The sequence below is a fragment of the Chloroflexota bacterium genome, assembly GCA_018648225.1.
In the GTDB taxonomy this organism is placed as follows: domain Bacteria; phylum Chloroflexota; class Anaerolineae; order Anaerolineales; family UBA11858; genus NIOZ-UU35.
Genome location: JABGRQ010000146.1, coordinates 7,527 through 19,017, shown reverse-complemented (window position 1 = coordinate 19,017; position 11,491 = coordinate 7,527). Strand labels below are relative to the sequence as shown.

General features: G+C 51.4%; 12 protein-coding genes. 1 reads left to right on the top strand and 11 read right to left on the bottom strand.

Annotation, left to right across the window (positions count from 1 at the left end; translation table 11 throughout):
- Positions 1–44 precede the first annotated feature (44 nt).
- Positions 45–791, bottom strand: a complete 747-nt coding sequence (locus tag HN413_14115) for a hypothetical protein (protein ID MBT3391532.1) — start codon at positions 789–791, stop codon at positions 45–47.
- Between the two features lie 75 nt (positions 792–866).
- Between HN413_14115 and HN413_14110 the strand changes: the two genes are divergently transcribed.
- On the top strand, positions 867–2,780 hold the full coding sequence (locus HN413_14110; protein MBT3391531.1) for a PAS domain S-box protein: 1,914 nt from the start codon (positions 867–869) through the stop codon (positions 2,778–2,780).
- Positions 2,781–2,913: 133 nt separating this feature from the next.
- Here HN413_14110 and HN413_14105 read toward each other — a convergent pair whose 3' ends face one another.
- The 10 genes from HN413_14105 to HN413_14060 form a co-directional block, all read right to left on the bottom strand.
- The gene (locus HN413_14105) at positions 2,914–5,391 is read right to left on the bottom strand and encodes a carboxypeptidase regulatory-like domain-containing protein (GenBank protein ID MBT3391530.1); all 2,478 of its coding nucleotides are present in this window, start codon (positions 5,389–5,391) and stop codon (positions 2,914–2,916) included.
- Positions 5,388–6,167 (bottom strand): hypothetical protein, encoded by a 780-nt coding sequence (locus tag HN413_14100; GenBank protein MBT3391529.1) that lies wholly within the window; start codon positions 6,165–6,167, stop codon positions 5,388–5,390. Before HN413_14100 ends, HN413_14105 begins: the two co-directional genes overlap by 4 nt.
- 135 nt (positions 6,168–6,302) lie before the next feature.
- Complete coding sequence (locus HN413_14095; GenBank protein ID MBT3391528.1) at positions 6,303–6,740, bottom strand: nucleotide-binding protein; 438 nt, start codon at positions 6,738–6,740, stop codon at positions 6,303–6,305.
- Positions 6,741–6,864: 124 nt separating this feature from the next.
- Complete coding sequence (locus HN413_14090; protein ID MBT3391527.1) at positions 6,865–8,235, bottom strand: thiolase domain-containing protein; 1,371 nt, start codon at positions 8,233–8,235, stop codon at positions 6,865–6,867.
- Positions 8,236–8,338: 103 nt separating this feature from the next.
- Complete coding sequence (gene tatC, locus HN413_14085; protein ID MBT3391526.1) at positions 8,339–9,139, bottom strand: twin-arginine translocase subunit TatC; 801 nt, start codon at positions 9,137–9,139, stop codon at positions 8,339–8,341.
- 4 nt (positions 9,140–9,143) lie between these two features.
- On the bottom strand, positions 9,144–9,554 hold the full coding sequence (locus tag HN413_14080; GenBank protein ID MBT3391525.1) for a hypothetical protein: 411 nt from the start codon (positions 9,552–9,554) through the stop codon (positions 9,144–9,146).
- A gap of 13 nt (positions 9,555–9,567) precedes the next feature.
- Positions 9,568–10,026 (bottom strand): transcription antitermination factor NusB, encoded by a 459-nt coding sequence (gene nusB, locus HN413_14075; protein ID MBT3391524.1) that lies wholly within the window; start codon positions 10,024–10,026, stop codon positions 9,568–9,570.
- Positions 10,023–10,409 (bottom strand): Asp23/Gls24 family envelope stress response protein, encoded by a 387-nt coding sequence (locus tag HN413_14070; GenBank protein ID MBT3391523.1) that lies wholly within the window; start codon positions 10,407–10,409, stop codon positions 10,023–10,025. Before HN413_14070 ends, nusB begins: the two co-directional genes overlap by 4 nt.
- 15 nt (positions 10,410–10,424) lie before the next feature.
- Positions 10,425–11,186 carry a 3-oxoacyl-[acyl-carrier-protein] reductase gene (gene fabG, locus HN413_14065; protein MBT3391522.1) on the bottom strand — a complete coding sequence of 254 codons (762 nt, stop codon included), beginning with the start codon at positions 11,184–11,186 and terminating at the stop codon, positions 10,425–10,427.
- A gap of 55 nt (positions 11,187–11,241) precedes the next feature.
- The coding region (locus HN413_14060) for an ACP S-malonyltransferase (protein ID MBT3391521.1) at positions 11,242–11,491 on the bottom strand (250 nt) is incomplete at its 5' end.

Here is an 11,491-nt window from a genome sequence, read left to right as displayed (position 1 = left end):
TGAATCATCTCCTTAGTTTATCACTAATCACTTACCTTGCAACACTACCCAAAATTCTCCGTCGTTGGAGCCGCGCCAGCTTCCCAAATATCATAGAATTCCATCTCGGTAGTCAGCGTGTCGATGCAATACGCGGAGATACGCTCCAGATAAAGTGCATCGGGTTGGAAAAGATCGTCCAAAGCGAGCGGCTGGGCGCGCGCAAGATCATAGTTGATAGCACGATGATATGAGTTTGGGTGTGCTCCGCCCAGATAATGATAGTTCACAAAAAGTACACTCAGAATCGGCGCTCCGGCGTCGAACACAACCAGAGGAGCATCCAAGGGGTGACCATCATTGAGCGGATCGGCATTTTCGAGTTCTTGCCCCCAGCCCAGTGCGGAGGGCAGCGAGTAATAAACTTCGGAAAAAGCATCGAAGCCATCCAGCGCATCGGGATTTGTGACCCAGGATTGGGCCGAGCGAATCTCTTCCTGCACGAAGGCGTTCATCAGCCCGTTAAAGCCCACAGCCTCGGGTTGCTGGCTATCCTCAATATACGGGTATTCCACCAACATCTGAAAGCGATACTCCGGCAAATCCGCTATTTGCTGACGATGTCCAAGCTGCCAGACTGGCTCAGGTTCGGGTGTGCTGGTAATAATTGGATTTGGGGATGGCGAAGCGGAACTCAGGGTGGGTAGCGTCTGGGGAGTCTGGCCCACGAATATCCGTTGTGGAAGCGAACAAGACAAGGACAACAAAAAGAAAAGTGTTATGATTGTGAGCAAGATTTTCGTTCGGCGCATGGCAATCACCCAGTGTGCAAATAGTGGCTTCTGAGAATTATAAACCAGGACTCCATTCTCGCGATGAAAACGACCATGAATTCATTCAAAACCCCAAAAATTTCTTTACAGACTCTTTTCCTGATTCCTTTTCTACTCATTACCACCCTGTCGATTGGGCTGGTTGGATATTTATCGAATCAGAACGGACGCAGCGCCGTCAATGATGTTGCCAACCAATTACGCAATGAAATTACCACCCGGATACTGGACCATTTAGAAGTTTTTCTGGAAACGCCTCAGCGAATTATTCAGCAAAATACCAGTGCCATTCAAAATGGTGGCGTCAATATTAATGATCCAGCTATACTGGAAAGCTATTTCTCTAATCAAATTCACTACTTTGAAACCGTAACCAGCATTTATTTTGGTTATGCGGAAGGCGGCATGGTGGGCGCGGGGCGAGAAGGCGCGGATGGTTCTTTTTATATTACAACTACCGAAGAATCTTCCGATGGCCCCTGGCATAAATATGCCACCACTCGCTCAGGTGAACGCGGCGATACGCTGGTAGCTCTAGATTATTTCGATGCGCGCACGCGACCCTGGTTTTTGGGCGCTATGGATAAAAAAGGTCCGACCTGGAGCGATATGTACATCCTCTTCACCGGTCAAGACCTGGCAATTGCTGCCAGCGCACCTGTTTATGATAAAAATCAGAACCTATTAGGTGTAACTTCAATTGATATATTTGCATCGCATATCAGCGCATTCCTGAAAGAATTGAAAATTGGAAAAACCGGGCAGGGTTTTATCATTGAACGCTCGGGGCTGTTAGTGGCATCGTCCGCCGATGAAAAACTGTTTACCAGTCTGGATATTGAGAGTCGTTTATCAGCAGATGAAAGCCAAATACCGATAATTCGTTCTACAGCAGAATTTCTCAAAGCCCAGTATGGGGATTACGACAATATCCCGCAAGAGGCACATTTGGAATATACGCTGAATGAAAGTCGTTTTTTTGTTCAGGTATCACGTTTGAGCGATGCATATGGCATCGATTGGTTGATTGTGGTGGTGATCCCCGAGGCCGATTTTATGGGACAGATCCAGCAAAACAACCTGACTACGCTCATCCTCATCAGTGCCACATTTGTTATTACACTGATTGCTGGAATTCAAACTGCCCGCTGGATAACCATCCCGATCCAAAATCTCAACAAGTCTGCCCAGGCGCTCGCGCAAGGTAAATGGGAACCCGAGACACCTGGCACTCATATTGCTGAAATTGATAATTTGTCAACATCCTTCGATACCATGGCGCTGCAACTTCAGCAATCGCTAACTGAATTGCAATCGGAAGTGCGCACACGAAAAAATACCGAAAATGCTTTACGTATCAGCGACGAACGCTATCGACTGATTACCGAACGCGCCAAGGATATCGTTTGGCAAATGAATCTCGACACACAATTTACCTACTGCAGCCCGGCCATAGAACGTGTATTTGGCTATACAGTAGAAGAAGCCCTTAACATCAAAGCCAGTGATTTATTGACGGAAGCAGGCAGAGCACTGATGCAGACCGTAATTCAAAACCGGCTTACCAACGGCAGCGAACACACCATCCAGCCCATGCACTATCAAATGCGGCATAAAGATGGTCACTGGATAGATGTAGAAGTTGTATCGACTCCGGTTGTGGACGCTTCCGGGCAACCCAGCGGATTTATCGGGATTACACGCGATATTTCACAACGCAAACGCGCCGCAGAAGCCTTGCAGGAGAGTGAGCAACGCTATAAACAACTTGCCAGTGAATTAGAGGAACGCGTTGAAGACCGAACGAGCGAATTACAAATCCTGGTCAGCGCCATGACCGGGCGCGAGGTGCGCATGGCCGAACTCAAGCAAGTCATCATCAAATTGCGCGCCCAACTCAAAGAAGCCGGGATGACCCCCGTAGCCGACGATCCCCTCAAAGGGCCATTGGATTTGGGCAATCATTGATTTGTTGTAACTGCTCAGGCGAACGCCTTCGCAGTGAGAATTTCGAAAAAAGGGGTTTGCGTGGGGCGGACGTCCCCACGCAAACCCCTTTTTTCGGCATCTTTCTGTTCGACCTAACGATGCACTAGCATCTCTATTCTACCCCCAAGAATTGCCCATACCAATATTGCAGCACAGCCTCAGCCGGTTTGCCATGCACAGAGGTTGATTTATCTTGCAGCACAGCGGGGATGTAGTAGCCGCGCGAAACAACACCGTTGATCCAGCGAGATTGGTTAATCGCTGCCAAGACAGCATCATATGCTTTAGCCTGCTCGACAAAGTTGACGATCAGCAAGGGAACGTCGGGAGCAGGATAATTCAATGCTTCAGGGGAGAGGCATTCTACAAAGGGATCGGGCAAACAGCCGGTAAACGCCCCTTCAACCGAGGGATAAGCCATACTGATGATAATGGGTTTGCCACCAGTTGTGGTTTGCAGGGCTTTCATATCCGTTTCAATCAGGCGCGCTGCCTCGGCTTGCAAAGCTTCGGTAGCAACATCCGCCTCATCATCCAGGGGCGCAGACCAGAGCACATAAATCTGATCGACTGCATTCAAAAACTCGGGTGGCGAAGTGAGATTTTCATCAAACGGCAGCGCCCAGGCCAGCGTGCCATCAAAACGCGTCCGAATTTCGGCAATTAGCGCCTGATAGCGTTGATTGGCGTCTTGCGGAAGATTGGAGGTTGTACCATCTGCCAGGGTTCCACCGGGCAACGCCGGGGCCATCCAGTCGCCGCCGAGGATAAGCATCTGCGCGCCGCTGCGCTGCGCCAAATCGGCATGATGTAATGCGAAGGCACGATATTGGTCGAAAAACGAAACCCAAAACGAAAAATCGCGCGGCGTCGTACTCCACCACACATCCACCGCAGTGGGGAAACGCGGCACAGGGCGCAGAGCTACACTCAGGTCGCGTTCGCTGGCCTGTTCGACCATTGTCACCATCTCAGGCCATAAAATATCCTGCCCGGTGACCAGTTCCAGCACCGGGGGGTCCGAACGCGTAAAGGTCCAACTGGGAGTATAAATCACCCAATTGGCACCCCGCTGAGCAATCTCGTCCAGTGCATTGGGCACATAGGGAGCCAGCGAAGGTTGGTAAAAGGTTTGCATCTCGATTCCGGCGAGGAAACCCGCGCCGCGCGCCGCGGGTGAGGCTTCGACCATACCAACTTCGGGAAGTTCGGGGTACAACCAGCGCCACTCTTCAACCACATCGGGCAAACCCTGTGGATCGAGGCTGGTTTCGATAATCTGACCGGATGTAAAGACCCCTGGCGTGCGTTCGTCATCGGCATGACCGCACTGATCGGCGCGGCAATAACGGTAGCCAAGCTGATCAATCAGGTCGAGCGGGCTGTACAGAATATAAGCCCAGCGCTGCCCACCCAAATGCCACATCCGCAGCGGCTCAGTCCAACCGTAGGGGTGAAACTGGATCGAAACACCCTCGTCCATCGGGGTCAATTCGGGGACAATAATATCAAAGGTAATCGGCGCGGCCTCCCCGGCTTGCCAGGTTTCAACGCTTTCTTCAATCTCGATGCCGCCCGACGGCACCACCAACTGCCGCACCACAAAAGAACCATCGGGGCTGCGTTCACTATTCCAGAAACCATCTCCAAGCGTGTACTTGTAACGCACATCGGCGCCCACTGGCAGTGAAAGAATAATGCCATACGTATTTCCAGAGAGATACGTGAGTACCGGCATACGCGAGGCCAACACACTCATCCCGCCGGAAAGATCAGCAAACGTATTGCCGAGCTGCAATAAATTCCCCGCAATACGCAGCGGCACCACAGGCGGTGTATCTTCGGGGACGTGAAGTAAAAAGGTTACATCAACATACGCGGAAGGGGTCAGTGTAATTTCGGCGGGTGTGTTGGATTCAGCGGCCACAAAAGCCCCCTGCTGGAAGGTGCTGTACGCGCCATCCAGAGGGTACACCACAAGGTTGTGCGTGCCGGGTAACAAACCCTCAAATAGAAAATGGCCTTCGCTATTGGTCAGCGCGTGCATACCGCCAGCCGTTACCAGTAATCCGGCCAGGGGCGTATCGGTCTCGGCAGCGCGCACGGTTCCAGTAATGCGTCCGGTTGGCTGATCGCTGGAGCGGGTATCATTCCAACGCGCGACCACGTCATACACATCACCGGGGGCATTGACGACATACAAACGATAGCGCACCGCACGGCCATCACTGGCATGCTCTTCGCCGAGCACATTCCCCTGGCGGGAATAACGATACTTTACCACCGTCCCCAACGACAGCGGCAACCCCACCACATAATGCGTTTCATCCACGCGCTCCATCGGGTAACGCTGCGCGTTCAATGCCAGGCCGGTGACTTCGTCAAGCACACTTAACAAAACTGGTTGATCGACGGGAGTATCGGGGGGCACTTCGACAAAAAATGTCACCAGTGCCATATCTGCGCCAATTCCAGCTTGCGCGGGCGTTGTACTCGGCTGCGCGACAGGCGTCGGCAGCACAAGCTGGCAGCCTGCAATCAGCAGCAGCAATAAAAGTACGGCCATCGAGCGGAGCGTGCTGAACTTCATAAAATCACCCCTTCTTGGAGCAGTTGGATGAGCAGTTCGACATTCGGGATTTTGTGAACCGGGATTTTGACGCGACGCATAAGGCTGGATTCTACCACCAGATGCCCGCGGACGACGCTCAGGTGTGATACCTGCGCCCAGGGGATTTCCCGCCCCCGAAGGCGAATCCCGCCTTGATGAACAGAAACCACCCCAAAGGAGAGCGTCTCGCCCCGCTGGAGGGCAGCCCGCATCTGGGGGAGCCAGCGCGGGTGCAATTTTGCCTTCACGCGGGCCATTAAATCCGGCAAATTCTGAAGGTGGTCATCTATCTGCAGTGCAACACCCGCGTACGGGAAAAATACCATCTGATAACGCGTGCCAAGTTGAACTCCAAGAAAGCGATTTTCAATCGTGGAGCAACTCAGGCCGCGTAATTGTTCCCACAAAAAAATATGCCGCTGACCGCCTGTCCATTCAATCCGGATGCCGTTTTTGTGCAGCGCCACCCGCCGATGCGACTGACGCACGCGGCGCAGCGCTAGAAGCAGCAAAGGAACTGCGGCAATCAGTGCCAGTGCATACCACGGTCGGCTCCAGGCGCGTGCCGCCAGCGGGCCGTAATTGGCCTGGGCATACAGGCTGCGCATAAAACCATAGAGCAACGGCAACAAGCTTGCCAACGTGGCGGGTACAAACAGCGCAAAAAGATCGCGCCACAACAACGGACGATCGCGATAGGTTACGATCAGCGGGCCAAGATTATGAGATTTGACAGGAGCTTGATGAGCAGACACAGTTCAAGACAGATGCAAGTTGTATTCCCACAAAGAGGATAAGCCGCAAAAAAGAGTGTAACTGTGAGACCATGCCCTTTTTTGCGGCCTGTTTCCTGCGAAGGCGTCAACCTGAGCAGTTCCCCCTTTTATGTTTTACACCGGCACAAAATATACGTCGGTGGGTTTGAGTTTGCTATTGCGCAAGAATTGGGGGGCAACTTGCATACCAATCCAATCCAGCGAGGCTTGCATCGGATCAATGCCCACGATGCGGGTGAGCAGCAAGGTGTTGACCTCCTCGAATTCGATCAACGCCAGGACAAAAGGCGTATCCGGAAGGAACTCTTCAGAGCCAAAGTGGCAGACGGTGAAAGCGTGTATTTCGGCCTTGCGGTCGGTGATGTCAATCCAGTGCGTTTCTGCACCGGTATACATATCATGCCCGCGCGGCGTAGCATAGGTGTAGCCGCTTTCGGCATCCTGATTCGCCAGTAATTTCTTGTTGGTCAAGCCTGCAAACCAGGGGCTATCTTGCGCATAGGAGTGCAAGTACGTAATCTGATACGGTTGTTCAATTTGAATGGGCGCCATCTGCTTGAGCCAGGCCAGCGCTTCGGGATTGGTTTCTACCGGGAAGGGGATATTATGAACGATATACCCACCCAGGGTTTCTTCGCGTTTTGAGGGGATTGTAGACATCATCATCTCTCCGTTCCTAATTGCCTGCCTCGCGTTCGAGAACACTCACGGATACATACGTCCCCGTCCCAGCATGGCTATGGATAGCGCCGCGCTGCGGGTCTTTAAGCTGCAAGGTGGCATCGCCAAAATGTTTGTCAACGCTGCCCTGCAATTGCCAGATGGCAAAGACAGCCTGCATCAATCCTGTAGCCCCTACAGGATGACCGCAAGCGATCAAACCGCCAGAGGGGTTGACCGGGCAGATGGGATCATCTGGCAAATTGAGGCCATAATCCACTCCCGACATAAAAGCTTTACCCGAGGCCGCAAAAGCGCCACCTTCGCCGTAACGGCAAAGCCCCAGGTCTTCGTAGGTTTGAATTTCGCTGGATGTGTAGGCATCGTGCAATTCAACAAAATCCAGTTCCGTGAGCGGATCGTAAATCCCGGCATGTTTATAGGCCATATTCCCTGCTGAACGTCCGGCGCGGAAAGAGTGCACACCCGGATAGCGCGTGCCATGGGCCCAAAGTTCTTTGTAATAGGCCAGGGTTTCATCGGAATTTTTTTCTTGCGGGGTGGCGTAATTAGCGATGAAATCATCAAAATCGACATGCGGGCGATCCGCCATGCGCATCGCATCGGTGCCGCGTCCAATGCCAGTCACTTTGACCAACGGGCGGGCGATCCGTGCTCCGGCATCTTCGAGTTTTTTCAGGCCTTCTTCAGAAACCAGGATTGTCGCGGCGGCGCCATCGGACATCACACAAATATCCAGGCGGGTCAACGGCCAGGCCACCATCGGCGCATTGCGAACATCTTCAATAGTATAGCGATTACGTTTCTGGGCATAGGGATTGTGATAAGCGTTTATGTGGTTCTTCACGCTGACATGCGCCATTTGTTCCACGGTAGTGCCAAATTCTTTCATATGGCGTGTGACCATCATGGCGTAGTACCCCGAATAGAACCCACCCACAGGATAATCAAATGAAATATCGGAGGCCAGGGCAATAAACTCATTCCCCTTCCAGGTTTCCACATGGCTCATAGTTTCAAAGCCGTAGGCCACACAAATATCCATGTGCCCGCTGGCAATTGATTTCCAGGCTTCCTGAAAACATAATCCGCCAGTTGCTCCGCCGCCTTCCACACGATGGCTGGGTTTGGGGAGCAGTCCCAGATAATCCTGGGCCATGATGGCGGCCATCAACTGGCGCGTAAAGTGATCGGAGAAATATGAAGCTACCGAGCCATCCACCAGACGCGTGAATGTTGGAAAATCCAGGTCGATATCGTGAATGGCATAATCATAGGCTTCTTTGACAATCGCTGCGAAAGTTTTGTCAGGACGCGACTTGGCAAACTTGGATACTCCCCCCGAAATAGCATACACAGGTCTCATAATGCAGCTTCCTCCTAGAGATTAGTTTGATCCGCCCCTTGAGGCGGTTGACCATATTATCCAAAAAAAATGACCCAGTTGAATACCAGGTCATCTAATTCATTTAGTTTTCTTCTTTCGCACGGCGTCCCTGCGCTAAAAAGGCCAACCCGATACTCAGAAAATAGAGCAAGATCATTGGCCCCATCACCAACCCCATATTGACCGGGTCAATTGTGGGCGTGATCGCGGCAGACAGCACGGCGATCAATATCACTGCGATGCGCCAGTGAACCGCCAGGGCGCGGGCGCGAACCAGCCCCATACTGGCGAGGGCAAAAATAACCAACGGAAATTGGAAAGCCATCCCAATCCAGAACATTAATCCCGTAGAAAAGCGGATATAAGAAGCCGGACGTACTGCCGCAGGAATGCCCAAAAAATTCAGCAAAAAGGGCAACGCGGCTGGCAACATAATATAATAAGCAAAAGCCATCCCAGCTAGAAAGAAAATAACGACCATAGGGATCGCCAAAAGGCCACGCAAACGGGCGCTGCGTTTTAGGCCCGGCCCTGCGAATACCCACAATTCAAAAACAATATATGGCATGGCAACAACGAAACCGGATAGCAAAGCCACGCGCATGGCAACCCCCAACGGCTCTGTGACTTCAATCGCCTGAAGCGCCTCCAGCCCGCCGATAGGCTGTGTCAGCCAGGCTAATAAATCTTGAATGAATACAAAAGAAACCGCGGTGGTAAGCGCCAGCACAACGATCGCGCGAAAAAGATGTTTGCGCAGAGCATCAAGATGTTCCAGTACACCTCCAGGATGTTCAACAACTTTTGCAAACGTATCAGGCAAAGGGGCGTCTTCCGGTTCAGCAACGAAGAAAGCGCGGAAATTTTTAAAGAAACGGGGCATAGGTTCAGCTTTCAGACTGGGAGGCAGATTTATCAACAGAGGGAGACATAACTTCGGGAGTCGATGGCGTTTGTTCTGCCGAAGCAACTTCAGCCGGTTTTATGGACGGTGGTGTTACCCAGGTAGAAATTTCTTTGTCGATAGCACTTTTTGAGAAATTTACATTCGGGGGTTTGATACTACCAATCTCATTCTCAAGCTCATCCATCCCCGCCTCGCGCATTAGACGGTTGGGCAAATTGCGCACTTCTTTGGATGCGTTCCGAAGGGTACTCCACTCAGGAGATTTCACAATTTTGCGCAAAAATGTCCCGGCGCTTTTGCCTGCCTCAATCAGATCGTTGGGGCCAAAAATAACCAATGCGATGATTAGTATGAAAATAATTTCTAATGGGCCAATGCCAAGAATATCCATATTTTTCGTTTCGCTACTGCCCTTGCGGTTTTTTATCTAAAATTGATGCAGCCAAAGACTGGCGCAGTTCATTCTGACGCGCCGCCAAACTTCCCAACACACCATTGACAAAACGCGGGCTGCTTTCTGAGCCATACATTTTTGCCAATTCAACCGCCTCATTAATGGCTACTTTTACGGGGGTTTCACTGCTAACGGCAAGTTCCCAAAGCGCGATGCGTAGAATATTGCGGTCAATAATTGCAACCTGCTCCAGTGGCCACTCTGGAGCATGCTCGGCAATAAAAGCATCTAACTGATCTTTGATCGGCCATACGCTTCGAGCAATATTGGCCGAAAATTCAGCCAGCCGCTCGTCGAGATTGGCATCTTCCAGGCGATATTTAATGGCTGTGCCCAGGGGATGACTAACCAAATCTGCTTCGAAGAGAACTTGCAGCGCAATGCCTCGGGCGCGGGTACGCGGCTTCATTCGATATCCAATTCCTCAGCAATACCTTCTTCAAGAAATGGGTAATCAATATTCTCAATATGCACGTTGATCCGGCCAACTTCCATACCAACCATTTCGGAAAAGGCGCGCTGCACCGCCTGTTGAATATTGCGGCTCATATCACGAATATTCACATCATGCTGCAACACCACATACAGATCGGCAAACACGCGGTCATCTTCAATTTTGATATGGACACCATCCCGGTAATCGCCCTTTTGAAACAGGCGATTCACACCACCGGGGAGAGGGCACATACGGCTGACCCCTTCAACTTTTAAAGTCGTTAAACCAGCAATCGTTAACAAGACACTGGTGGCAACCGTTGTTTTTCCAGGGGGACGAGTTGAGGTAGTAGACATATTATTTTCTCTCTTTTACATCATTACCATGCCACCGTCTACACCGATCACCTGACCGGTAATATACGAGGCCTGTTGTGAAGCCAAAAATACAGCCGCAAAAGCAACTTCTTCGGGCGTCCCCATACGCCCCATCGGCGTGACGCTCAAAATTTGCTCGACCAATTCTGCGGGCAAATCTTCGGTCAGGGTAGTTGGGATAAATCCCGGGGCAACCGCATTGACGGTAATATTACGCGAAGCTACCTCGCGCGCCAGCGCTTTCGTCAGGCCAATCATTCCGGCTTTGGCAGCCGAATAATTCGTCTGCCCAACCTGCCCGGCCTGCCCCGATACAGAAGTAATATTGATAATACGGCCATAACGCTGTTTCATCATTGTGCGAATAACAGCTTTCGAGCAATTAAATGTACCTTTCAGGTTAATATCGAGCACATCATCCCAGTCGGATTCATCCAGGCGCATGATGATATTATCCCGTGTAATACCTGCATTATTGACCAAGATATCAATCCGGCCAAAATCTGCCTTTATTTGCTGCGCCATTTGTTGGGCTAGATCAAAATCTGCAACATCCAGCGCATACGCAATTATTTTTTGCCCGCTGGCAGCCGCAATTTCATCAGCCGTGACCTGCGCCTGCTCGATACCGCGGCCAACAATTACCACATCGGCACCGCCCATAGCTAACAGGCTGGCAATGGCTTTTCCAATACCGCGCGACCCACCCGTAACAATGGCAACCTGGTCTTCAAATGATTGTGCAAAAATCGACATAATTCTCCTTGCAAGATTGGCTTATTATACCGCAGTAACTGCATAGACTTGCGGCTTACTCAATTTTCTCAAAATCTTCCGGAACCCCCAGAGCGATGCGCGTGGTCTTGCGGTCAATACGCTTCACCAGGCCCGACAACACCTCGCCACTGCCCAGTTCAATAAACGTATCCACGCCCTGAACGCGTAAATATTGAATGCTCTCCGTCCAACGCACCCGTGCCGTAAGCTGTGCCTGCAAATCAGCACGCACCTGTTCGGGAGAAGTCAAAGGCGCAGCGCTGACATTACCAATAATCGGAATA